General features: G+C 37.5%; 23 protein-coding genes, 1 pseudogene and 1 riboswitch. Of the genes and pseudogenes, 11 read left to right on the forward strand and 13 right to left on the reverse strand.

The features are described from left to right. Positions 1 to 200: 200 nt before the first annotated feature. Positions 201 to 662 (reverse strand): hypothetical protein, encoded by a 462-nt coding sequence (locus ACQV2O_RS05130; protein WP_428875149.1) that lies wholly within the window; start codon positions 660 to 662, stop codon positions 201 to 203. A 260-nt stretch (positions 663 to 922) separates the two neighbouring features. Here ACQV2O_RS05130 and ACQV2O_RS05135 point away from each other — a divergent pair, with 260 nt between their 5' ends. The 7 genes from ACQV2O_RS05135 (at position 923) to ACQV2O_RS05165 (ending at position 8,737) form a co-directional block, all read left to right on the forward strand. After that, positions 923 to 2,089 (forward strand): polysaccharide deacetylase family protein, encoded by a 1,167-nt coding sequence (locus tag ACQV2O_RS05135; RefSeq protein ID WP_428875150.1) that lies wholly within the window; start codon positions 923 to 925, stop codon positions 2,087 to 2,089. Positions 2,090 to 2,310: 221 nt separating this feature from the next. Further along, positions 2,311 to 4,086, forward strand: coding sequence for a C69 family dipeptidase (locus tag ACQV2O_RS05140; protein WP_428875151.1), 1,776 nt, complete (start codon positions 2,311 to 2,313; stop codon positions 4,084 to 4,086). A gap of 1,002 nt (positions 4,087 to 5,088) precedes the next feature. Then, on the forward strand, positions 5,089 to 5,232 hold the full coding sequence (locus ACQV2O_RS05145) for a hypothetical protein (RefSeq protein ID WP_428875152.1): 144 nt from the start codon (positions 5,089 to 5,091) through the stop codon (positions 5,230 to 5,232). Positions 5,233 to 5,252: 20 nt separating this feature from the next. Beyond that, complete coding sequence (locus tag ACQV2O_RS05150) at positions 5,253 to 5,387, forward strand: hypothetical protein (RefSeq protein WP_428875185.1); 135 nt, start codon at positions 5,253 to 5,255, stop codon at positions 5,385 to 5,387. Positions 5,388 to 5,540: 153 nt separating this feature from the next. Continuing rightward, the gene (locus ACQV2O_RS05155; protein ID WP_428875153.1) at positions 5,541 to 7,961 is read left to right on the forward strand and encodes a hypothetical protein; all 2,421 of its coding nucleotides are present in this window, start codon (positions 5,541 to 5,543) and stop codon (positions 7,959 to 7,961) included. 80 nt (positions 7,962 to 8,041) lie between these two features. After that, positions 8,042 to 8,368: an MgtC/SapB family protein gene (locus tag ACQV2O_RS05160; RefSeq protein WP_428875154.1), complete on the forward strand. Its 327-nt coding sequence runs from the start codon at positions 8,042 to 8,044 to the stop codon at positions 8,366 to 8,368. A 144-nt stretch (positions 8,369 to 8,512) separates the two neighbouring features. Further along, positions 8,513 to 8,737: a hypothetical protein gene (locus ACQV2O_RS05165; RefSeq protein ID WP_428874362.1), complete on the forward strand. Its 225-nt coding sequence runs from the start codon at positions 8,513 to 8,515 to the stop codon at positions 8,735 to 8,737. Between the two features lie 19 nt (positions 8,738 to 8,756). On the opposite strand, the gene ACQV2O_RS05170 is transcribed toward ACQV2O_RS05165, so the two are convergent. The 7 genes from ACQV2O_RS05170 to aroB are packed head-to-tail and all read right to left on the reverse strand — an operon-like array spanning position 8,757 to position 15,419. Then, a complete protein-coding gene (locus tag ACQV2O_RS05170) occupies positions 8,757 to 9,500 on the reverse strand; it encodes an aminotransferase class IV (protein WP_428874361.1) in 744 nt (247 codons plus the stop codon). After that, entirely contained in the window at positions 9,482 to 10,252 is a 771-nt protein-coding gene (gene aroF, locus ACQV2O_RS05175; protein ID WP_428874360.1) for a 3-deoxy-7-phosphoheptulonate synthase, read from the reverse strand. The genes ACQV2O_RS05170 and aroF overlap by 19 nt, the downstream gene beginning before the upstream one ends. 15 nt (positions 10,253 to 10,267) lie before the next feature. After that, positions 10,268 to 10,726, reverse strand: a complete 459-nt coding sequence (gene aroQ / locus ACQV2O_RS05180) for a type II 3-dehydroquinate dehydratase (RefSeq protein ID WP_428874359.1) — start codon at positions 10,724 to 10,726, stop codon at positions 10,268 to 10,270. Beyond that, complete coding sequence (locus tag ACQV2O_RS05185; protein ID WP_428875155.1) at positions 10,692 to 11,978, reverse strand: shikimate kinase; 1,287 nt, start codon at positions 11,976 to 11,978, stop codon at positions 10,692 to 10,694. Before ACQV2O_RS05185 ends, aroQ begins: the two co-directional genes overlap by 35 nt. Before the next feature lie 26 nt (positions 11,979 to 12,004). Beyond that, positions 12,005 to 13,117: a chorismate synthase gene (aroC, locus tag ACQV2O_RS05190; protein WP_428875156.1), complete on the reverse strand. Its 1,113-nt coding sequence runs from the start codon at positions 13,115 to 13,117 to the stop codon at positions 12,005 to 12,007. Beyond that, a complete protein-coding gene (locus tag ACQV2O_RS05195; RefSeq protein ID WP_428875157.1) occupies positions 13,107 to 14,378 on the reverse strand; it encodes a 3-phosphoshikimate 1-carboxyvinyltransferase in 1,272 nt (423 codons plus the stop codon). The genes aroC and ACQV2O_RS05195 overlap by 11 nt, the downstream gene beginning before the upstream one ends. Beyond that, a complete protein-coding gene (gene aroB / locus ACQV2O_RS05200) occupies positions 14,379 to 15,419 on the reverse strand; it encodes a 3-dehydroquinate synthase (protein WP_428874355.1) in 1,041 nt (346 codons plus the stop codon). Between the two features lie 67 nt (positions 15,420 to 15,486). Then, a riboswitch (THF riboswitch) is annotated at positions 15,487 to 15,580 on the reverse strand. Positions 15,581 to 15,754: 174 nt separating this feature from the next. On the opposite strand from aroB, the gene pabB reads away from it, so the two are divergent. Next, complete coding sequence (gene pabB / locus ACQV2O_RS05205) at positions 15,755 to 17,773, forward strand: aminodeoxychorismate synthase component I (RefSeq protein WP_428875158.1); 2,019 nt, start codon at positions 15,755 to 15,757, stop codon at positions 17,771 to 17,773. Positions 17,774 to 17,854: 81 nt separating this feature from the next. Here pabB and ACQV2O_RS05210 read toward each other — a convergent pair whose 3' ends face one another. The 5 genes and pseudogenes from ACQV2O_RS05210 to ACQV2O_RS05230 all read right to left on the reverse strand — a co-directional run bounded on the left by ACQV2O_RS05210 (position 17,855) and on the right by ACQV2O_RS05230 (position 23,239). Beyond that, positions 17,855 to 19,999, reverse strand: a complete 2,145-nt coding sequence (locus ACQV2O_RS05210; RefSeq protein ID WP_428874353.1) for a heavy metal translocating P-type ATPase — start codon at positions 19,997 to 19,999, stop codon at positions 17,855 to 17,857. After that, entirely contained in the window at positions 19,989 to 20,357 is a 369-nt protein-coding gene (locus ACQV2O_RS05215; RefSeq protein ID WP_428875159.1) for an ArsR/SmtB family transcription factor, read from the reverse strand. Before ACQV2O_RS05215 ends, ACQV2O_RS05210 begins: the two co-directional genes overlap by 11 nt. A gap of 341 nt (positions 20,358 to 20,698) precedes the next feature. Next, a pseudogene (locus tag ACQV2O_RS05220) lies at positions 20,699 to 21,411 on the reverse strand (ABC transporter permease). A gap of 71 nt (positions 21,412 to 21,482) precedes the next feature. Beyond that, positions 21,483 to 22,268 carry an ABC transporter permease gene (locus tag ACQV2O_RS05225; RefSeq protein WP_428875160.1) on the reverse strand — a complete coding sequence of 262 codons (786 nt, stop codon included), beginning with the start codon at positions 22,266 to 22,268 and terminating at the stop codon, positions 21,483 to 21,485. After that, positions 22,265 to 23,239, reverse strand: coding sequence for an ABC transporter ATP-binding protein (locus tag ACQV2O_RS05230; protein WP_428874349.1), 975 nt, complete (start codon positions 23,237 to 23,239; stop codon positions 22,265 to 22,267). Before ACQV2O_RS05230 ends, ACQV2O_RS05225 begins: the two co-directional genes overlap by 4 nt. Positions 23,240 to 23,415: 176 nt before the next feature. Between ACQV2O_RS05230 and ACQV2O_RS05235 the strand changes: the two genes are divergently transcribed. From ACQV2O_RS05235 to ACQV2O_RS05245, 3 genes are all read left to right on the forward strand, one after another. Further along, on the forward strand, positions 23,416 to 24,051 hold the full coding sequence (locus ACQV2O_RS05235) for an endonuclease III domain-containing protein (protein ID WP_428875161.1): 636 nt from the start codon (positions 23,416 to 23,418) through the stop codon (positions 24,049 to 24,051). A gap of 85 nt (positions 24,052 to 24,136) precedes the next feature. Further along, the gene (locus ACQV2O_RS05240; protein WP_428875162.1) at positions 24,137 to 24,418 is read left to right on the forward strand and encodes a TspO/MBR family protein; all 282 of its coding nucleotides are present in this window, start codon (positions 24,137 to 24,139) and stop codon (positions 24,416 to 24,418) included. Positions 24,419 to 24,627: 209 nt separating this feature from the next. Further along, on the forward strand, positions 24,628 to 24,990 hold the full coding sequence (locus tag ACQV2O_RS05245; protein WP_428875163.1) for a TIGR02328 family protein: 363 nt from the start codon (positions 24,628 to 24,630) through the stop codon (positions 24,988 to 24,990). Positions 24,991 to 25,010: the final 20 nt, after the last annotated feature.

Raw genomic sequence — 25,010 nt, forward strand, 5'->3', positions numbered from 1 at the left:
AAGGTGAAAATTGAATTAGGCATTGCATTACTGGCATACAATATCAATAAACTGGGTGTTTTAATCATTTTAATCTATATCAATCGAAACAGGGTACTCAATATTTAAGTCAGGATCTTCTTCGTTCACTAATTTTAGCGTCATTTCTAAATCATCATCTAATTCAGGTGCCTCTTCATCTTCTTCTAAGCTTTGAATTTTTAAGATGATTTCGCCTTTAGCGCTTGCTTCAATTTCTTCTGAAAGAAAAACCATTTTTTATCGATTAAATCATCATCGATAGTAACATCTTCTGCCATGATATTCATGGTTCTATCTGTCTTATTTTCTACTTCAAAGACGAACTCATAATAATACCCTAATTCTTCATCATCTTTTTCATTTACTTCGACATATTTAATGAAGAAGTCTTTGTCATCCGTAATAATATATTCTTCATCTCCACCTGTTAATTCTTTTAACTTGGCTTTCTTGTCTTTCAGCTCCACTTTGAGAACTTTAATTTCGATTTTCAATTCTTCAATCTTTTCTTCATCTTGAGCGGAGACAGTCACTCCCCCCAACATCATCATACTTGCCAATAGCACTATATTTTTTTCATCAATGACTCCTCCTTTTGATTTTAACAGTTTTATTTCTTGTCTATATATTAACCATAACATTGAAGGAGAAGGCATTCAATTAGATAGCTTATTGCCTTAGAGAATAATAAATAGAAAACCAAAAGGACTTAAAAACTTTTTGAATTTTTATAACAATATAGTTTTAGAATAATTAAAGATAATTAAAATTTCTAATTGGAACAATTGTAAATAAAGTTAATTTCTTTATCTTTTTCCCTAGAATTTATCTATTAGATGGAGTATGCTTAAAAAGATGTAAAAAAGCTGGAAAAAAATTGTGAATAAAATAAGGTGATCAAATGTATAAGAAAATAGCAGCCAGCCTAGCAGTGTGTTCAATTTTACTGTTAATCATTTATATGACATTTAATGCTAACAATCAGAATGAATCGACCTTTTCAAAAATCGAATTGAGTGCTCGAAAGAACAAATCGCCTGAAGCTTATCGCAAAGAACTATTGGAATTATATGAAACGCAACCCTTAACCGGAGAGGGTGTGGTTGAAGAAAGAGAATTAAGAGATATTAGTCTCAATGAGTATAATACAAAAATAGAGACCATTTTAGCTGAAATAACTGATCAACCACTCAAAGAATCCATCCATTCTTTAGCCGAGAGAGATCGGCCGCTAGTCGAATTAAATCAAGAGGTTCGTAATCTTAAAAAGAATATGGAAAATCCTAACAAATATTCTCCAGGTTTTTTAATTAAAGTGAAAGAAATTGATCGTAAATTAGAAGCAAACAACTTAACAAGAACATACAAAGACTTGAGTCACTGTTATCAAAGTTGGGGAAAGGCAATTTATGAACATTCTATTCCAGTCCCTCGTAAAGTCTATGCTGACCCAGACCTAGGGAAGTTTATAAACATATCAGCCCAGCCAGATGAAAATACTAATACTCAAATGCACTCTGCTAAATTTGCAGTCTTAACGTTTGATGACGGGCCCAACCCAGTCACTACGCCACAAATCCTAGATATTCTTAAAGCACATGATGTGAAAGCAACCTTTTTTGTATTGGGTCAAAATGCAGAAAAGTATCCCGAAATCATTCAACGCATGCATGATGAAGGGCACTTGGTGGGCAACCATTCCTACAGTCATCGAAATTATACAATAATTAGTGATACTGATGTTCTATATGAACTGAATCACACTAACGAAATTATTGAAAGGGTGACTAATGCCCCTGTCAACTACTATCGAATGCCATATGGAGCAGGTGGCAAACGTGAAATGAATTTAACGGAAATGACTCCTGTTCTATGGAACGTTGATTCGGAAGATTGGAAGAGTCGAAATGAACAAGCCATTATCAACCGTGTAGTAGCAACCCTATTACCTAGTCCAGTAATTTTAATGCACGACATCTATCAAGAATCGGCTAACTCATTAGGAGCAGTCATTGAAAGCGTCCAAGCCAATGGGTATCAGTTTGTGCGACTGGATGAAATGATGTAATTATTCAAACCTCATTATCATAAGTATAAATGCCTAGCTAGAATTCAAGTCTAGTTGGGCATTATTTTTTCTTTTGTTTAATAGTTTTTTACAATTTTAGATTATAACTAATGAGCCATAATCTATTTATAAAAATAATATGCTATATAAACTGATTAAGTAATAACCAAGTGTTATAATTAAATCATGAAGCGTTTACACAAAAATTTAGGAGGTATTTTATGAAGAAGTTTTTCGCAAGCATTGTTGCCATGTTATCGGCAGGAATGTTACTGGCTCAACCAGTAGCTGCCTGTACAGGCGTATATGTTGGTAAGGGCCTTACAGAAGATGGGTCAGTTATTTTTGGCCGAACAGAAGACTTAGAACAAAGCCATAATAAGACTTTTGTAGTAATTGAAGCGACGGAAAATGAAGAAGGCGCAAAGTTAGTGGATGAATATACTAAGTTCGAATTTGAACTACCAGCTCAATCTTATAAGTATTTTGCTGTGCCAGATACCACCCCTGAGTGGGGCTTGTATTATGAAGCAGGTTATAATGAGTATGGTGTAGCGATGGATGCGACCACTACTACTTATACTAATGATGAAGTTTTAGCGGTTGACCCTTTAGTTGAAAATGGTCTTTCAGAAGGAATCATGACGACCGTCGTTTTAGGTCACGTTAAAACAGCGCGTGAGGGCGTGGAGTTGTTAGCATCGATTATCGATGAGAAAGGCTCTTCCGAAGGCAACGGATTGATTATTGCTGATAAAAATGAAACTTGGTATATGGAAATTTTATCCGGTCATCAATATGCTGCGATGAAGTTGCCAGATGATATGTTTGCCGTATTCCCCAACTCGTTCTTCTTAGAAACAATCGATGTGAACGATACTGAAAATGTGATTGCCTCTGCCGATTTAATTAACATTGCAGAAGAAGCGGGTACTTATGTCGAGGAAGAGGGGATGATTCGGGTTGCTGATTCTTATGCAGCTGAAATAGATCCCGGGTCTGTGTCTAGGTATTGGTCTGGAGTAAAAACCTTAGATCCAGATGCAGAAGTTTCTTTAGATGATACAGAGTTTCCATTCTTACATTCTACGGATAAAACAATCACATTAGATCAAGTCATGAGCTTACAACGAAATCGTTTAGAAGATACAGATTATATTCCAGCGGATAACATCGCATCTGCTACCGGTGGACAAGTTGTTAAAGAAACTGAAACAACAGAAGGTGAAGAAACCAAAGCAACAGAAAGCGAAGAGGCTGAGGCAACAGAGGGTGAAGAAACCAAAGCAACAGAAAGCGAAGAGGCTGAGGCAACAGAAGGTGAAGAAACCAAAGCAACAGAAACCGAAGAAACCGAAGTAGAAGAAAGCGAAGAAACCGAAGCAACAGAAACCGAAGAAACCGAAGTAGAAGAAAGCGAAGAGGCTGAAGCAACAGAGGGCGAAGAAGCTGAAGCAACAGAAGGCGAAGAAGCTGAAACAACAGAGGGCGAAGAAACTGAAACGACTGAAAAGCAAGAACCAGAAAAGCCTGAGAATGCTTTATATCCCATTGGTAACAAAAATACAATGGAAGCTCATATCTTCCAAATTTATGAAGATATGCCTGAAAAAGTACCAGGTGTGATGTGGTTAGCGATGGGATCACCTACCGTTTCACCTTACTTACCATACTTTGGAAATATCAATGACACACTATCTGCTTACCAAGTGGAAGCCAATGAATATGATCCAGAATCATTCTATTGGGCAGTAGATAATCTACTAACCATTATGTTAGAAGATGAAGAGAACTTAAAACCAGAAATGAGAGAAAAGATCTTAGCCATTGAAAAAGCTGGTAAAGATAAATACGAAGAATTACGTCAAGAACTTATCACGATGTATGCGGAAGATCCCCAAGCAGCTGCAGAATGGATTACTGAACAAACCATGCAATTAGCTCAAGATGCCTTTGACCAAATTAAAGATTTAGAAGCAGTGTATGTAGAGAAATAAGGCTCATTGTTCAATCGGATTGATAATATTTTTCAAGAGATCAAGCAGCATGTTTTTGTTGCTTGATCTTTTTTTCCTGACGTAAAGCGTTATGAAATGACTAAACCACTTGCTCGGAAGTGTGTGTAGTATTGATAGCCATCAGCATATCTGTTGAGAAGTTTAATCTTATGGTTGATTCCTTCAATTGGTTCATTGATTTGAGGAGGGAGGAATAAGTTCTATTTTTAATAATGGTTTGATGCCCATTATATATCGAACAAATAAGGATAGAATAGGTTAGTATTGTTTGATATAGATATTGTTTCAATAATTAACAGCAAAACATTTCACTATGTTGATGTAATAATTTATGATATCAAAAACTATTAATAAATAGGCTCAAGAAGCTAAGAATTATTGTTTAATCTAAGGCTTCTCTTTTGTTACTCTTAATAAGAGGATAAAACTTGATAAAGTTAAAGAGAGTGTTTCCGTGGAAATAAGAGTGTTGAATGAAGCAGATATAAAGGAAGTTATGACCATGAAAGAACTATTCAAGCGGTAAAAAAGCTTTAAAATTATATTCTGAAGATAAAACAGATAATCCCTTAAGAACAAACATTGATTTAGAAGAATTCGGAGGTCAAAATTTATCCATGCCAAGTTTAGCTGGCTCGGCGACAGGGTTTAAAATAGTTTCTGTCTATCCGAATAATATCCATGTTTAAAACAGGGGGACACGCTCAACATCAATTAGAAGCGATGTTATCAGCGCAACCAATTAAAGAAGAGTGTGCCTTTGATAGTGACCAAGAGCGTGCTAGCGCATTCGCTTAAAAAAATGATGGATTTATTCGCTAAAAAGTTTGACGTTGAAATTAAAGCTGTTGCTTCTCCAAAAGAAACAATCGGTGGGGACGACGTTATCACAATTGTTACCACATTACAAAAGCTGTTTTTGATAGTGAAAATCTTAAACCAGGAGCCCATATTAATGGCGTAGGCTCATACACGCCAGACATGCAAGAACTTCCTGAAGCAATTTTTGCTCAAGCAGGTAAGATCTATTTAGATACCAAAGATGGAGTCTTAAATGAATCAGGCGATTTAATCAATCCGCTCAAAAAAGGTATGATACAAAAAAGTCCATCACAGGTGAATTAGGTCAAATAGATTCAGGTAAAATAGCCGGGCGTCAATCAGAAGACGAACTCACTGTCTTTAAGACGATAGGCTCTGCTGTTTTAGATATTATAGTTGGAAAAGCGATTTATGAAAAAGCTATGGAATTAAACAAGAGCCAAGTGATTGAATTATAAAAAATATTATATTAATAGTAAATCACCCTCCGATTGTGGAGGGTGATTTTTAAAAAAGATTGCCCAAAAAACCAAAATCTTCCTCACTTCTCTAATTAACAATGCTATAATAAATTAAATATATTTTAAATACATTCGAGAAAGAGGTTGCTTATGAAGACGATTGCAAAATTTGGAACTTTTTGCTCAGTCATGATGATGATTAATTGTCTGATAATTCATCCGATGGCACTTGCGCTAGAGAATAGTCATAATGATTATGCAAATTATAAAAGTTCCGAAAACAATTATGAAGATTCGAGTATTTTAACTTCAGAAATATATTATGAAAATACCAGTTTAGTGTCCACTGAAAACATACAAGATAGCAGTGAATATGATTATACCACTAGCGAAGATGACTTCAATGAAACAACAGAAGATAGGCGTACTACGCTCAGTTTTGCAGATGACAAAGAAGCGCCTAAACTATTAAGTGTGATAACGAATAAAAGTGATTACCGCCCAGGCGAACAAATTGAAGTGAAAGTTAAGGTAGAAGATCGATCAACAATCGAATCTATTTTCCTAAGTTTCCATGATGATTTTGGCACAGGATTTGGAACATTCTTAGACATAGAAAATAAAATATATAAAGTGAGAGAAAACACTTATGAAGGAATTCTGTACGCAAAAGTTCCGGAGATTTCATCAAGAAAGTATAGAGTTTCAAAAGTATCAGTGATGGATAGTTCTAAAAATATAAAAGAATACAAACTAGATTTTATAGAAACAAAAAATTTATTTCCAGAAATACAGGTAATTAGTGATCTACAGGAAGATATTTCTCCTCCAAAATTGATTAGTGTTGAAACAGATAAAAATTACTATAATCCGGGAGAAGTAATCGAAGTGCGAGTGGTCGCTAGTGATCAGTCTGAGATAATAGACATGGTCGTCTCATTTAATAATCAGAATAATGAATCGCTTCAACAAATAATAGAAGAAAAAGATAAAGTTTCGAAAATAGGAGAGAATCTTTATGAATTCAAATCTTATTTTAAGGCACCAAATTATTCTGACTCACCCTTTGAACTTAAGTTTGCCTATCTAATAGATACTTATTATCATTACAAATATTACACTTCTTTAGAAGAAATGAATGATTTCGATATACCAACTTTTGAAGTAATAGCTCCAAATGATTGGGAAAGTACTGCTGAGACTAGTGAAGAATTTGAAAGTAGAGTGACAAAAAAAGAATTTTATTTTATTGATAATGACTCGAATGATTTAGTTTTTACAAGGACATCTCTTAATAATAAATATGAGGATATTTCAAAGTTTCTAGATGAATATAATCAAAATTATCATACTCATTTTATTCACTTAAGTAATCAATTGACTGACTCGCTTATATATGATGACGAATCAAATGGGGTTCTTTTTTCAAGATATCAAAAAGATATAGTGACTGTTTATATTAAAAATCTTGATGAAGCGAGCAATTTAAATAGAAGAAAGGAGCTTATCCCAAAAGGTATAATTTATGATGATTCTTGGGATGACGGGCCTCTTTGGAAGAGGATTAAAGTAGTCAATAAAAATGAATTACTATATGAAGACAATTCGGAAATTTCAAATAAATCAATAGATCAACTAATTAAAAAAGCACTTTCTATGCTAGATTCAGACAAGTTCTATTATATATCTACCGATGTAAAAACTAAGTTTTATTCACCTATATTTTCAGAAGTGCCTTATGGGGGCCCAGCTTATAATATTACCGTCTATGTAGGCGAAAGAATGATTGATAATGGAACTAGTGATGAAGAAGCCAACCAAACTCAAACCGAGGAGCTTTTAACCACTGAAGATACGACTACTTCATTGAGTATTGATTTCACCGGAGAAAAAACAACCACAACCGATTCCCAAAATTATTCGACTAACGAAGGGTTCACTCAAGTAGAACCTAATTTTACTTTTGAACTGCCTAATAAGGAAGAAATAGTTGATAGTTTATTAAATGATTATTATGATGAAGTGACTGGAGTATCTATTGGGGTGGACTGGCTAGATAGAGATATTTTTGATTTCATTGTAGCGCCGGTAGCTATGACTGAAGAACATATGAAACTATTGAATAATCGATCAGCTGATATTTATGATATTTATCCAATAGATTCTCAAGGTAAAAAAATTCAAATCAAACACCCAGCTACTGTTACAATCACACTGGATCAGAACCGAGTATTTCATTCGGTCGTCTATTTGGATGTAAACAGTCAAGTTGCATTTCAAGTTCCATCACTTTATTTGGAAAATAAGGTCCAATTCACTGCAGATCATTTTAGTGAATATGCGGTGGTATACAAAGACAATAACAAAAAAACAAAACTAAACAGTGAACAGGATAAAAAAGCATTAAATCAAAAAGAAAATTCTTCTATGTCAGGAAATAATCAAACACAGTTACCAAATACTGGTGAAAGTTATGCAACTAAAATGATGACTTTCCTATTAATAATTTTAATCATTGCTATCATACTTCCTCTTTTACCCAAATTTTCTTCTGAAGAGCCGCTTAACTAGTTTTACTATGAAAAGCTATTGGGTAAATTAAATAGTAAGCTGTTATAATAAGACCAAGGATTAAGTAAAGGAAGTCATCAATGAAGTTACCAACGATTAATTTTGAAGAAGTAAATTTCTTTACCATACTCTTAAGGCCCCTTTTAGCTATGTTGATTAGTGGTATGATTGGTTTTGGACGTGGATTGAAAAATCATCCAGCCGGTATGCGTACTTATATTTTAGTCTGTGTAACTTCAGCCATGGTAATGATGACCAATCAGTTTGCAGCCGAATTTTTTGAAGGGGTTGATCCTACACGGATGGGGTCGCAAGTTGTGAGTGGGATTGGCTTTTTAGGTGCCGGTATGATTTTAGTCACTAATCGTGACAAAATTAAAGGGTTAACCACGGCTGCGGGCTTGTAGTCTTCGGCTTGTATTGGCTTAGCAATTGGGATCGGCTTCTACGAAGTAGCAATTGTTGTAGGCTTTATACTCCTAATCACTTTGACCTTCTTACAAAGACTTGAAAGCTCATTAAGGAAGAAAACACCTTGGGTAACGGTTTTTGTGCAAGCAAATGATGTTCAATCTTTTAATGAGGTCCTTCATTTTATTGAAGTGTCATTAGTTACCGTCACTTTTATCAAACCCTTAGTGAATAATAGTGACCAACTTGATTATTTAGTCCGTCTAGTAATTCCTAAAGAAGTTCATGCTGAAAAGTTCTTTCAAGATATCAATCAGCTTGCAGGCGTGAGTATTTATGAATCGGAAGATGAATATAATGAATAAAAAAGCTAGTCAAATGTTATCACCATTGGCTAGCTTTTTGCTTATATATTTTTATAGAATATTCCTCTTGGATGTAATCAATTAGAGGATGATGATCTTGGTAATGGGTTGATTCAAGTGTTTTAATTGGAGTAATCCCCATCAAACAGTTGGTCATAAAACCAGCTTGGAAAGATTGTCTTTCTTGCCAGTCTATGGGGCGAATAGTCACAGGGAAATGGTCAAGCACCCATTGACGCATAATACCTGGAAGAAGACCTGCGCTTGTTGGAGCAGTGATAAGCTCTTGGTCTTTAACAAAAAAGAGATTCGTAAAGCTTCCCTCAGTGATCTGGTCTTTTTCATTTAAAAAGATGCATTCAAAAGCCCCTTTTTCTCTTATCTGCTTTAAATTAATTTTGTTCGCTAAGTACATAGTGGACTTATGTTGCAAGAGTGTGTTAGAGGAATGGCGCTGCCACTTGGCTAATTTTAATGGCTTTGCAGGCAAGAATCTCTTACCATAGGGATCCGATCGTTCTTGTAGAACAAGATTACCTGGTGAGAGGATGATTTTTAAAGCCCCATCCACCATTTCTTTCTCGTTAATAGAGTTGACAATAACGTTTTTGGTTATAGAACTTTTGAAACCTAAAGCTTTGGCTGATTGACACAAACGGCTAAGATGTTGGTCTAAGAAGAGCGCTTGTCCATTGATGACTTTAAGGGTGGTAAAAACACCTTGTCCAAAAAGAAAGCCTTCATCTAATTTGATGTAAGCCATGGTTGGCACTCCTTCATTAGTTGATCCAACATAGAATAATCAATAGTCTGAGCGGCATCGGTCCAGGCCTGGTCGGGATTGTGATGGACTTCGACCATAATCCCCGAAATATCAGCGGCTAAAGCGGCTTTACTTAAAGGGAGGATGAGGTCGCGTCTACCACTGGCATGGCTAGGATCAATAACGACAGGTTGTTTCGTTTTGGCTTGGAGGAGAATAGCACCTGCTAAATCAAGGGTGTTGCGTGTTTCATCTTGAAAGCTACGTATGCCGCGTTCGCAGTATACAACCGAAGCTTTTCCTTCGCTCATTAAATACTGACCGGCCATTTCCCATTCTTTAAGAGTTGCTGAAAAGCCTCTTTTTAATAGGACAGGTTTACCGGCTTGACCTAACAACTTCAGCAGTTGGTAATTATACATATTTCGAGAACCTACTTGAAACATGTCCACAAGATCGATCAGCTTTTCGACATCATATTCACTTAAAACTTCTGTGACCATCGGGAGGTGAACTGAATCAGCGGCGGCTCTTAAGTACTTTACACCTTCAAAGCCTAAACCTTGAAAAGCATGAGGGCTGGTTCTTGGTTTATAAGCACCCGCTCGAATCATGTCGACTCCCGCCGCCTTCAAGGCTTGAGCTTCTTTAAAAATATGTTCTTCAGATTCAATAGAGCAGGGTCCAGCGATAACAATAGCTGGTTGTTTGCCAAAAGTGACTTGCTTTACAGATACAGAATTCATTGTCATTTATATCTTCTCTTTCTATGTGATAGGTGATGGATTATTAGGATTAAAGAGGTAATTTTTGATAAAATCCAGAGCTTGAAGGTAGCCTGCAGGGCCTTGTCCTTCAATTGTTATTAAGGCTAAATCTTGGATATATGAGACTTGTCGGTAACTTTCTCTTTGACTAATAGAACTTAGATGGACTTCTACAAAAGGAATGGCAACGGCTGCTAAAGCATCGCGAATAGCGATGGATGTATGGGTGTAGGCAGCTGGGTTTATTACTATGCCATCCACCTTTTGATAAGCATTTTGAATTTTATCGACTAAGGCTCCTTCGTGGTTGGATTGAAAGATATCAAGGTCTACAGCATATTCATTTGCCCATTTTTTTAAAGAGTTTGTTAAGTCAGAGTATGAGGTTTGACCGTATATTTCTGGTTGACGGATGCCTAATAAGTTAAGGTTGGGTCCGTTGAGGACTAATAATCGCATGTTTGATCAGCCTTTCTTGCATTTCTTGATAGCTAGTTGGGATAGAAGACTTGACGGGAATAATGAGGTCTGCACTCTCTTGGTAGAGTGTTTTTCGTTCATTCCATAAACGCTTAACTTGGTCTAGTGAAGCTGAAAGTGGTCGGCCCTTTCGAGACAGTTCTTCTAAGGGGCGCTCCAATAGAATCAATCGACCATTCTGAGTTAGAGCTTGTCGGTTCCTTGCCCTTAAAATGGCACCTCCGCCCGTGGCAATTACTTGCCCATTTTCCTTAGCCACTTGATGAATGATTTTTTCTTCTAGGTCGCGAAAAGGTTTTTCGCCCACCTTGGAAATATATTCAGAGATCGGTTGATGGATGACAGCTTCGATCAATTGATCGGTGTCTAAAAAGGGGCGGCCTAGTTGATCAGCCAGTTTTTTTCCGAGAGTGGTCTTGCCAACACCTGGCATTCCGATAAAAACTAAGTTTTCGATTCCCTGCCAATAGGATTGGCAAATTTGATGGATGAAGTCTGTCGGATAAGACTTACCGGTAAAAAGTTGACTGGCAAAAAAAGCTTGAGCAATTAACATGTCGAGTCCACCTATAGCTTGAATGCCTTGGCTTTTGGCTTGGAGGACTAAAGAAGAGCGTAAGGGATTATAGATGAGATCAACGACCGCTTCTAGTTGAGGGAATGCGGTCAAGTTTAATCTTAAATCCTGGTTATTAGGGTACATACCAACCGGTGTCGCATTGAAAATAACTTGAGCCGCCTGATTGTCAGCCTTTAATGGTGGGAAAGCTTGGCGAATGCTTAAATGGCTAACTCGGTGACAGTCATGGTTTTTAGCATAAACAGCGATCATTTTGGCAGAGCCACCGGATCCAAGAATAAGCACATTTTTGCCTGTTAAGGTCAGATGATTATTTTTTAATAAAAAGTCTAAGCCAGCGTAGTCAGTATTATAGCCTTTGAGTTTTCCCTCTTCATTCACAATTGTATTGACCGATCCGATGGCTTTAGCCAAGGGGTCTAGGTTGTCTAAATAAGGTAAGGCCGCTTCTTTATAAGGAATAGTCACATTGAGTCCGAGGTAGTTTTTCTCTAAAAGAAAGTCTTTCAACTGATTGGGTTCTAATTCAATTAAGTGATAGGGATAGTTCCCAATTCGTTGGTGAATAGATTGGGAATAACTATGACCTAATTTACGTCCGATTAAGCCACAAAGAGTGGGTTTTTTATTTTTTTGAGATGTCTGTAACATAAGAACCTACTTTCTAAAGGCGGCAATTAATTTTTTGTTGAAATAGTTGGCCATTGACCGTCCATCATCATTAGGTCTAAAAGGCAAATAGCGGTCATTGCTTCAATAACGGGAACAACCCGAGGGACGATACAAGGATCATGCCGGCCCTCAATCGTCAATTCTTGATTAACTTGTTTATCAAGGTTGACACTTGCTTGGGGTTGACCGATAGAAGAAGTAGGCTTAATTGCTACTCGCATAATCAAGGGCATGCCAGTGGTCAAACCACCGATAATACCGCCGTGATGGTTGGTCAGCGTTTTAACCATCAGGTTATTATCCAAATAATAAGGATCGTTGTGCTGGCTGCCGCGTAAGTTTGCTCCAGCAAAGCCCGTTCCGAATTCTACGCCGCGAGTGGCGGGAATGCCAAACATGGCATGGGCTAATTTAGCTTCACACGAATCATAGAGGGGTTGACCGATACCAACTGGTAAGCCGTCAACGATTACTTCGATTTGCCCTCCTACAGAGTCTTTATCTTCTTTAGCGGCTAGGATAGCTTCCTTCATGGCTTGGCCTTGCAGGTCATCAATTACGGCAAATTCTTTATTAACTAATTCACTTAAGGCTTTAAAATCAGGTTGCGCAAAATCAACTAACCGGTCTTTTATACCAGCGATTGAATGAATGTGGCTATAAATTTGGATGTCGCTTGTTTCTAATAAATAGCGGGCAATACTACCAGCCATTACAATTGGAGCAGTCATGCGCCCTGAAAAGTGTCCGCCCCCACGAATGTCATGGTGTCCCTCATATTTAATGAAAGCAGGATAATCAGCATGTGAGGGGCGAGGGAGATAGTGATGTTGGGCATAATCCTTGGACTGCATGTCTTGATTCCTAATTTCTAAGCAAAGGGGCGCCCCACAGGTTTTACCGTCTACAATACCTGCTTTGACTTCAAATAAATCAGTCTCGTTACGGCTAGTTGACCAAACCTTTTTACCAGGACGACGACGTTCGAGAGCTGTTTGAATGGCTGCATAAGGGAAATCTAAACCGGCAGGAAGGCCATCAATGACTACCCCAATCGCTTTAGCATGGGATTGTCCGTAAACAGTGAGACGAAAATTTTGACCGAGACTAAAGGACATGATAGATACCTCCTAATTTTTGAAAATCATCGAAGAAGTGGGGATAAGATTTAGAAACACAGTCCGCCCCTTTAATAATCATAGGTTCTTGGGCAAAACTACCGGCAATGGCAGCTGTCATTGCAATACGGTGGTCTTGAAAAGTATCCACAATTCCGCCATGAAAGCCTTGCCCTCCTTGCAAGATGAACCCATCAGCTTCAGCTTGTATGTAGACACCTAAAGCTTGCATAAGAGCTACGGTAGATTCTATTCGGTCACTTTCTTTTAAGCGGAGGCGTTGGCCGTTAACGATGCGAGTAATCCCAGTTTTTCTAGCGGCTGCTAGGGTAAGGATAGGAATGGCATCGGGCAATTGACGGGCATCGATTTCCACTATTTGATTACTTGCAGTTGAAGTCTTACTGGGATGATAGTCAGTGGATTGTCTTGCCGGCTCGGGGATGGGATAGCCCAATTTATCCAAATAGGACAAAGCCTGACGGTCTGCTTGGAGACTGTCAAAAGTAAGATTTAAGACCTGGACGCCTGCTACTAAGAAGAAAAGGGCGTTGGACCAATCGCCTTCTACTTGGTAGGGCGCTGCTTGTATAGGTCCATCGAGTAAGTGATAGGCTTGAGTTTGATGAGAAAAATCAATCCTTTTACTAAATTCTTTTAAGCTAGCTAAGGTCATGTCGACATAGGCAGCGGATTCCAAAGGCGAAGTTAATTTTATCTGACTTGCTTTATTTAAATGAGCGAGAGCCAAAGCTAATCCTGAAATAAATTGAGAAGAAACATTACCTGGAAGTTGGTAATTTCCTGCTTCTAACTTGCCTGAAAGCCAGATACTAGGGCCTTCTTCTTGCCAATAAATACCTAATTGGTCAAACAAGTCCCAATAAGGTTGGTTGGTTCGATTGATCAAACTCCCTTGGCGAAGGATTTCGACCTGTTGGTTCTTTTCTAACCGACTAGCTAAGATAGGAATTAGAAAGCGTAAGCTTGTTCCCGACTCGCCCACATTGAAGTGGCGCTTCATAGAATGAGCATCTGGCAGGATATGGTATGCTTTTTGATCTGAATCATGGTGAACCAGGCAACCTAGTCCTTCAATACAAGTCAATGTTGCTTCTAAATCTTTTGAAAGACGGTCTAAATAGATGGTAGAGGGACCATTGGCTAAGCTGGCTGCAAAGAGTGCTCGATGAGCGTCTGATTTAGAAGGAATTGCAGAAATACTGCCTTTTAAAGAGTGAGGCATAATTTGAATATCCATCTACAATCGACTCCCTGCTTCAATCCATTGGCCTAATTCATGAATAGGAATGGCTTGTCGGACACAATTTCCTATTTCAACAGGAATAATTAAGTGAATCGTTTGGTCTTGTTTTTTCTTGTCGTGATTAATGGCGTTCAGTAAATCATGGTTATCACAGTAATAAGTCTGGAATAGTCCTTGTTTTTGGTATAAATCTTCAAGAAGAGGAACAAATGATTGGCGGGCCCAACCCAATTTAAAACTAGCACGAGCCATCCATAATAGGCCGATTGCGACTGCTTCACCATGGTTCACTTGGTGGTTGCTAATACTTTCAATGGCATGGGCGAAAGTATGACCTAAATTAAGGAATTGTCTTTTACCTTGATCGTGAAAATCATTAGCAACATAGGCGTGTTTTATTTCTAAAGACCGTTTAATTAGATTCAAGTAGTTGAGTTGACTTTTATCTCGTCTGATGTCCTCCAATAAAGCGGGGTCAGTAAGGATCGCATATTTTATAATTTCTGCTAACCCATTGTTAATTTGTCTGATATCTAAGGTGTCTAAATAGGCAATATCGATATGAACCCAAGCGGGATGATAGAAAGTACCCACTTGATTTTTATAGGCACCAAAATTAATGCCATTTTTACCCCCAATGGCAGAGTCAACCATAGCTAAAAGAGTCGTCGGAACTTGTATAAAGTTGATTCCTCTTAAATATGTGGCGGCTAAAAAGCCCCCTAAGTCACCAATGACGCCACCACCAAAGGCGATTAGGCAATCAGACCGAGTAAGTTTTTCTTCTACCATACGATTCATCACTTCTTGATAACAAGCTAATGACTTTGACGCTTCACCGGCAGGAACAATATGGTAAGAAAAGGATGCTAACTGACCAAGTTGATCAATTTGTTCTTGGTAAAGGGTCGCCACATTTTGATCCGTTAGTAGAAACTTTTTTCCGCTCATTTGGCTTAAGCGTTTTTTTAATTGACTAAAATGATGGTGTTCTAGATAGATTGGATAAGGAAAAACATTCAATTGGATGTCCAAAATGTACCCTCCTAAACAAAAATAGGAGCTCTGAGAAATTCAGAGCTCCGCTAAAGATGGATAATAAAACAGCGGAAGATAAAAGGCATCGCATGATTGTTCATTTCGTTTTACAGCAACTTCCCATCTGTAAATACTTTACGCACCTTTTATACTCTGTTCAAAGTTCTCCTTCATTATAGGTGAATGATAGCACTTGTCAATCATTGACAAGGATTAAATGCTATTCTTTTTAAATTACTTTTCAGGTATTTTTACTAACTACAAATTGTGATAAAATAGGACAATAACCAGTTGCATAGATATCGTTGAAAAAAATGTTAGGAGAAACCATTATGAAGTTTGTTATCATTGATAATTATGATTCCTATACTTATAATCTGTTTCAATTAATAGCCAAAGTGACGCAAGAAGTTCCGTTGGTTATTAAGAATGATCAAATGTCATATGAAGAATTCAAATTGTTAGATTTTGATGCGGTGGTTATTTCACCAGGTCCTGGAAGTCCTGAAAATCCTGAAGATTTTGGTCTTTGCCGTGAAGTAATCGAAAAAGAAGAACGTCCCATATTGGGCATCTGTTTGGGTCAGCAAGGAATTTACTATCTGAATGGAGGAGAAATTATATTGGCTCCTCAGCCTGTTCATGGGCGGCTGAGTGAAATCAGACATAATAATCAAGGACTTTTTAAAGGACTACCGCAAGATTTTAAAGTGACCCGTTACCATTCTTTAGTCTGTAAAGAAGAGAAATTGGAGAACATTCAAGTGGATGCGAGAACGCACGATGGCTTAATTATGGGGATTTCTCATCGTAGCAAACCTCAATACGCCGTTCAGTTTCATCCAGAGTCAATTGCTTCACAAGAAGGTGAGCGTCTAATTGAGAATTTTGTAGACTTGATCCACACCTTCCAAATACAGACAAATCCTTTGCGTGTTACAAAAGTTCCTTATCAAGGCAATGCACAAGCGTTGTTTAATCAGCTTTATCAAATTAATAAACAAACGCAATGGTTAGACTCTAGTCAAGTGACAAAAGCTTTGTCTCGTTTTTCTATAATTGGACAAGCGGGTCCTCGCCATGGCCATCGTCTGACCTATGATATTACGGATAATTTGGTTATCAAGACAGATATAAAGGGAAGAGAAGAAAGAATTCATCAAGATATATTCACTTATTTAGAAAAACATCAACCTCAATGGCCAATCCATCAAGATTTACCATGTGATTTCCAATTAGGTTATATTGGTTATTTTGGTTATGAGCTCAAAAGTTTAATGGAAGGGCCTAATCAGCATCAGTCATCGTATCCTGATGTCATATTAGATTATATTGATCGAGCGGCTGTTATCGATCATCACGAAAACCAACTCTATTTACTATCCTATAAAGATGACAAAGACTGGATCAAAGATTTAGATTTTTCACAGGCTTATATTTCAGTAGGTGAAAAAGAAGAGCTTATCATGGAGGACTTCGATCAACCAACTATTGCTTGGGCTATGGCTCGCAGTGACTATTTGAAAGCTATCCACCAATGTCAAGACTACATTCGAAAAGGAGAGTCCTATGAAATATGTTTGACCAACCGCTTGGATATCAAAGACCAGCTAGATGCCTATATATATTACCAAACCTTACGCCAAGCCAGTCCAGCCCCTTACGCAGCCTTTTTAACTTTTGATCATTTTGCTGTTGCGTGTTCTTCTATGGAAAAATTCTTAACTTTGAATCGTGATGGTAGAGTTCAAACCAAGCCCATCAAAGGAACGGCTAAAAGGGGTCAAAACTCAGCAGAAGATCAAGCGATTATTCATGCTTTAGCAACCGAGGAAAAGACCATGGCTGAAAACTTGATGATCGTAGACCTATTGCGAAATGATTTAGGTAAGGTCTGTCAGATTGGAACAGTAACGGTTCCCAAGTTGATGGCTGTTGAGAGTTATTCAACCCTTCATCAATTAGTGACTACCGTTCAAGGCTTTCTTGCAAAAAATGTTTCAGCTATTGATCTGTTTAAAGCTTGCTTCCCTGGTGGTTCAATGACTGGAGCGCCGAAGTATCGTACCCTCGAATTAATTGATCAATTAGAAGGACGTCCACGAGGTATCTACTCAGGGGCTATTGGCTATATTGCTAATAATGGTTGTATGGATTTAAATATTGTTATACGCACGGCGGTTATTGAAGAAGAAAAGACTAGTCTCGGTCTAGGGGGAGCAATTATTGCCCTTTCAGATCCAGAAGAAGAGTACCAAGAAACTTTAGTCAAAGCCCAAGGAGCTCTTAATGCCTTAAAAGCCTATTACCATCTACCTTCAACTTACGAATTTAAAATTGAAGGGGCCTAAAAGGATTCATTAAAGATAAATGAGTTTGTTAAACGAAGAAAACCAGCAAGCATACCATTATTATGCTTGCTGGTTTTTTTATTATTTAACTTTCCCAAGTGTTCGCAAACTATTAAGAACTGCAAGGATGGTCACACCAACATCGGCGACAATAGCCATCCACATGGATGAGAAGCCTAAAGCGGCGAGGCTTAGGAAGAGCACCTTAATTCCAAGTGCAAAGGCTATATTTTCTTGAGCAATGCGTAAAGTTTTTTGAGCAATTTTAATAGCTTGAGGGAGTTTGGCTAAAGAATCATTCATAATGACAATGTCTGCTGATTCAATAGCTGCGTCAGATCCCATTCCTCCCATGGCAATTCCAATATCTGCACGGGCAAGAGCCGGGGCATCATTGATGCCATCACCGATAAAGGCTACATTAGAGGATTTTTTATTAGACGTTGATTGCTTAACGTTAGCTAAAATTTTCTCCAGTTCGATCATCTTTTCTTGTGGAAGCAAGTCACCTTTTGCTTGATCAATCCCAACAAGTTGAGCGATTTCGTCGACGGTTGCTTGATTGTCACCAGAAAGTAAGATGGCAGAGGAAATACCTAATTGATGTAATTCTGTCAGCGCGGACTGAGAATCTGGTTTGATCTGGTCTTTAATGAGGACATAGCCTTGATATGCTTGATTAATACTGAGATAAACGACAGTGGCAGCAGTCTTTAATTCTGGCACTTCGATCTTGAATTGATCCATCAAGTCCTTGTTTCCAGCAAGTAAACTTTTACCGTCCACAATTCCTTTAAGACCTTTACCGGTGATTGTTTCTACTTCTTGCACACGATGAGGATCTAAGGGCTGATTATAGGCTTCTTGAATGGAGAGTGCAATAGGATGGTGGGATTGGCTCTCCAAGTGAGCCAGTGCTTCTAAAAACTCATTTTTGCTTAAATATAAGGCCTCTACTTTGTCAATCGCAAAGTTACCTTGAGTGATTGTTCCGGTTTTATCTAAAACTAAGGTCTTAATCTTTGTTAGGGTTTCGAGGAAATTTCCGCCTTTAACCATGATACCTTCACGTGCTGCTGCACCAATTCCACCATAAAAACTCATAGGAACAGAGACAACTAAGGCACAAGGACAAGAGATAACTAAAAATTGTAACGCACGGTAAAAGCTTGTTGACCAAGAAATGTCACTAAAAAAGATAGGAGGCAAAGTAGCCAAAAGAACTGCTAAGGCAACTACAACCGGTGTATAAACGCGTGCGAACCGAGTAATAAATTTCTCAGTAGCTGCCTTTTTGGAAGAAGCATTTTCAACTAAGTCGATAATTTGGCTGACCGTTGAATTTTGGAAGGTCTTAGTGACTTTAACTTTCAGCTGAGAACTTAAGTTGATCGAACCTGAGTAGAGGGTGTCGCCTTCTTTTAAACTCTGAGGAAGAGATTCTCCAGTAATAGCTGAGTGGTCTACTTGAGATTGACCTTGGATAATTTGTCCATCTAGAGGGACCTTGTCTCCGACAGCTACGATAAACTCTTGACCTTCAACTAACTCGCGGGGGTCAATTTTGGTTAATGTACCATCAGTTTGTTGAATACGGGCAAAGTCAGGACGAATTGCCATCAAGGATTGAATTGATTGGCGAGATTGGTTAACGGCACGGTCTTGAAACCATTCTCCGATAGAATAGAACAGCATAACGGCAACTGCTTCAGGGTACTCACCAATCACAAAGGCACCTAAGGTAGCAATCGTCATTAAGAAATTTTCTTCTAACCAGTCCTTATTTTTAATTTTATTCCAAGTAGTTTTAAGTACATTCTGACCTATGAACAGATAGGTCAGACCAAAATAACCCACTAGAAGCCATTCAGAAGAAATATAATTTGTTAAAAAGAATCCTAAGATAAATAAAGGAATGGTAATTAAAATACGCCAGCCTTCGCTATCAAGTAAGCCTTGACTGTCTTTATTTTTATCAAGGTTTAGATTTGATTTTTCTTCTAGCTCAAAGAGCGGAACCAATTTTATCCCTTGTTCGACTTCTTGTACATTTTGTTCCAAGCTTTGAATGAGATTAGACTCCATCACTTGGTCCGTGTCGATTGTTAATTGTCCTTGTGCGAAATTAACGGTCGCTTCAACTTGATCCGAATTGTTTAAGCGAGTTTCAATTTTTTGAGCACAGTTAGCACAAGACAAACCCTGCATTTTAAATTTATAAGTCATTATTATCATTTCCTCCTTCTGCTGCATGTTCCAATGCATTGTGATATAAAATACGCACATGGTCATCAGCAATTGAATAATAAACAATACGTCCTTCTTTGCGCTTTTTAACTAAATTTAATTTAAATAGATAAGCGAGTTGATGAGAAGTGGCAGATTTGGACATGCCTATTAGATGGCCTAAATCGCAAACACACAATTCTGTCTTAAGCAAATACCATAAAATTTTTGCTCGAGAGGGTTCTGCTAATGCTTTAAAGAGTTTGATTAGAATTTTAAAATGTTCTGGATTGAGAGGCACTTCTTGAGCTTTCTTAATCGCTTCAGGATGAATTGCATTCTCTTGACAGCTATCCATGGCATGACCTACTTTCTGTTTATAAATAGTAAAAATTATCATTTATAGTTGAACAGCCGTTCAACCTTTACAACTTAAATATACCACGCACTATTATTTTTGTCAAATGAATACTAATGGTTGATAAACGGCTGTTAAACTATAATAAACTGACCTCTAAATGAATAGAAATCAGGTAGAAAGAGTAAACGATTAAAAAATAATAAGTAAAATAGTATATAGATTGAGGGCCTTTGAGTAGACGTTAGTGAGTTTAATTGACTGTTTTAAAAGGAAATTTAATAAAGTAGAGGTTAGTTTATGAATCTTATTTATCATTTCATTGAAATAAGATTCTTTGACTAAGAGCCGGTTGACTGATAATGATACAAGCCAAATCGCCAAACACCATAAACAGGTATAGCAAAAACTAGACTCAAAAAAGGAAATAGAGCTAATCGCCAATCATTACTCTTACCTACTAAATATAAAAAGGGATAATACTGGACCAAAGCCAGAGGGAGAATAAAGGTTAGAAACTTTAATATCTTCTTTCCATAAATAGAGAAGGGATATTGACCAAATTCACGTCCGCCATCTGTAAAAATATTCATAATCTCTAATCCTTGAATGGTAAAAAAGAAAGGCTTGCTGAAAGAAAATATAATAAGGAAAATAACAAGCTGGCTGTTAAGATCATTATGAATAAAGTAGCAATCTTATTCCACGACCATACCATCTTGCCTCTTTCAATGACGAAAACTAGTAGTAAGGCTGCTTGGATTAAGCGTCCTATACGTGAAAACTCAAATTTTGATCCAATAACTTGGAGTAAGGGGCTTTGGGGGCGAGTGAGGACACGATCAAATTCACCATTAGCAATCATCTGAGGAAAAGAATCGAATCCCCTGGCTAGCATTTCAGCTAAGGCGGCCGCAAAAGTGAAAATTCCAGCACATAAAAGCACTTCATCTTTTGAAAACCCTTGTACGCTGTGAAATCTTTCTAACATAAAATAAATGCCTAGTACAGAGACAAAGGTTGCTAAGAATTGCCCCATAATTAATAACAACATAGAAACAGGGTATTGCCATTGAGCCTGCCAATTGAGTTTAAAATAAAGACCTAAAATTTTAAACACTGCATTTAACCTCCTTGAATAACGAATTTAGATAGAGCATGTTGCATCAGCCACCAACCGACCACCAACAGAAGAATCAGCCAAAAAGCTTGAGGAATGATAATATTCCAAGAGCTAATGTCTAGAGAATAGACTCTAAGAGGAATGTTTTGCATATAGGCGAAGGGTGTCCAATGGATAAAGGTTTGTAAAGGCTGGGGTAAAAAGGGTAATGGAATGATTGCTCCGGTTAGAAATTCCCCGATCGTAGCAACAATCACTCGAATTCCCACGTCCGTTAAGAAATAAAAGACACTAATATAGACTAACATTAAGAAGGCAATGATTAATAAAGTAGACAGAATCATCGTCACTATAAAAAGTAGGAGGTGGTTTGGCGGCAAAAGCTTATAAGGTTCTGGCAGAAAGCTTGCTACAATTATCATTGGCAAACACCGTAATAAAGTGCGAGCAATTCGCATGGCAAGGTTAGATATAAACCAATGGGGATAGAGACCGAGAGGACGCGTCAATTGATAGGCAACATTGCCTGAAATGATTTCTTCGAAGATAGTACGGTCATAAATCCATAAAGCAAACAAATTAAGACCGGCTTGTTGGATCCATATATAAGCGCAGACTTGTTCAAAAGTCATAGGTTGACTTTGTGCGTTGGTTTGATAAAAAGATTCGAACATTTTGATGAGAAGTAGGCCCCAAGCAAATTGGGTAAGAATACCTGCTAAAGCAGTCGTTCGATATTGAATGGCTGATTGAAATTGAATGCGAAATATTGCGCTATAAGTTTTCATAATTGATACTCCCGATAAAGCTGGATTACTAGGTGATCAAGGTTAGTAGCATGAGGGCTTATAGATTGTAAATCAAGATTTTGATTTAATAAAGCAATAAATTCATTTTTGGATAGAAGATCCGAATCAAAAGATAATAAAGCTTCTGATTCAGTCGCTTGATAAATTTGAATACCCGGGTGATGAGGTAGTCTTCCTTTATTAAATTCAATGTTCCAAATCTGTTTTTGTTGATTTTTGTTCTTTAATTCCTCCAGGGAACCGTCGAGCAGTATTTTTCCTTGACCAATCAATATAATCCGTGAAGAGAGTGCTTCAATATCTTGCATGTCATGCGTGGTTAAAATAACTGTTGTCTGTTCTTCTTGATTAAGATCGATAATGAATTTTCGAACAGCTAATTTAGAAACTGCATCTAAACCAATAGTAGGTTCATCTAGAAATAGAATGGCTGGCTGATGAATTAAAGCAGCGGCAATTTCACACCGCATTCTTTGGCCTAAACTGAGTTGTCTAACGGGAGTATCCAGTAAGTTTTCGATAGCTAAAGCATATGCTAACTTATCAATTTGTTGATGATAACGCTGTGGATCCACACGGTAAAGGTCACGGATCAGGTCAAAAGAATCCTTAACTGGTAAATCCCACCATAGTTGAGAACGTTGTCCAAAAACGACGCCGATATTTCTAACATGGTCGATCCTGTTTTTCCAAGGCGTTAGGCCCATTATTTGGCACTCACCAGTATCTGGATGGAGGATACCTGATAGGATTTTAAGTGTGGTACTTTTACCAGCTCCGTTTGGGCCAATATAGCCTATCATTTCGCCTTTTTTAACATTAAAAGATACTTGGTCTAATGCCTGATAGTATTCAGTCTCTCTCTTTAAATAAGATAAACCAGGCATTGAGGAGTGTTTTTTTCGTTTGGCTATTTTAAATTGTTTTGAAATGTTTTCAACCTGAATCATCTAATCTCTCCTAAGTTTTTTGATTATTTGAATTATATAGCTAGCGAACTAAAGAAGTAAAATTGAGCCTTTGAATTGTATAACAAGAAGCCTTTCAAGTCAACGAAGAGAAGGTTTTCAATCATAATCTGTTAATAAAGATGATATAATAGGTAAAAGTGGAAAGGGGTGGATCAATGACTTCTGTTTCCATCGAAAAATTGTATACTTATCTTCTGCAAGAAATGGGTCCCAGTGGTTGGTGGCCGGGGGATTCTAAATTAGAAATCATTTTAGGTGCTATTCTGGTTCAAAATACCAACTGGTCGAATGTTGATAAAGCCTTAACTCAATTAAAGCTGGCGACTGGGTTTGATCCGCAAAGGATTCTAAGGTTGGAAAGTAGTCAGTTAGAACAGCTGATTTATTCAGCTGGTTTTTATAAAAATAAAGCCCTAGCTATCCAAGCCGTTTTGAATTGGTTCCAAGAACACCAGTGGAATTATAGCCATATAGTAGAAAAATACGGATCTGATTTAAGAATAGAATTACTTAAGCTTCGAGGTATCGGCCAAGAAACGGCTGATGTCTTCTTAGTCTATATTTTTGACCAAGTCGCCTTTATTTCAGATGCATACGCTCGCAAGTTGTTTTCTTATATCGATCAAAAAGACTATAAAAGCTATCAGCAATTACATGCAGTCGTGCAAATGCCTGAATCATTCACTTATCTTCAAGCTCAAGACCTGCATGGACTGATTGATGAATTTGGTAAAAATTATTTAAAGGATCCTGTTAGGATGGAACGGATAGCTGGAGAGGTGAAGAAATAGTTACTGTATTTTTATGATCGATGCTAAAGCATTTTAGTCGGAGATGAAGGGCTGTTAACTTATAATTTGAAAAAGGAGTGGTTTGATGAAAATTAAAAATTGGTTACTTGTAGGAGCTCCATTGGTCGGTGGAACAATTATTGGCCGTTTAACGGCCGATAATGCCAAAGCAGACTATGAAAAGTACAAACAACCCCCATTTGCACCTCCCAAAGAGACTTTTGGCATTGTTTGGCCATTATTATATACCATGATTGGGATTGCTCGAATAATCATCGAGGAAAGTAAAGAGAAAGACGAAGCCGTTATAAGCTATCGAACCCAATTAGGTCTTAATGGTCTTGGGTCACTGCTATATTTTAAGTAAAAATACCACGGCATTACTTTAAATGAAAGTTTTGTTTTTCATAGCTGTTCGAGTCACAGCTTGGAAACTTTATCAAAAGGACACTTGGAGGATTACTTTTATTGCTCTATGTAATTTGGTTGGCCTTTGTTTTTTATCTTAATGGAGCTACTTGGTTCTTAAATCGAGATTAAGTGTCTTATTGCAATGAATAAATTAGGAGGGAAATAATGCGATTATGGCATGAAGATTTGATTCCCTTATTACCTCGACAGCAACTCTTAGGACAACATCGAGAATGTTGTGCCTTAAGAGGGAAGGGGTGGGGCAAGCCACATTCTACTGTAAACTATGTTTTTAGTTATCATCCCTATAAATTATACCAATACCATGTTTTAGTAATGGAAGAAATGATAGACAGAGACTATCAGCCGGATAGCCTCTGGCTAGATCCCAAATACCGTGGCAAATCAGCTCCGTCTTATAAGGATTTAGAAGAACGCTCATTAGATTATCCCATTTATCCAGAACATGATGAAGCATATCTTCAAGCTTGTTTGATGAATTTAAAGGATAAGGGGATTGTTATTTAAATAAAAAACAATTAAGACTG

The organism is Facklamia sp. P13055 (assembly GCF_050409445.1).
Lineage (GTDB): Bacteria > Bacillota > Bacilli > Lactobacillales > Aerococcaceae > Facklamia.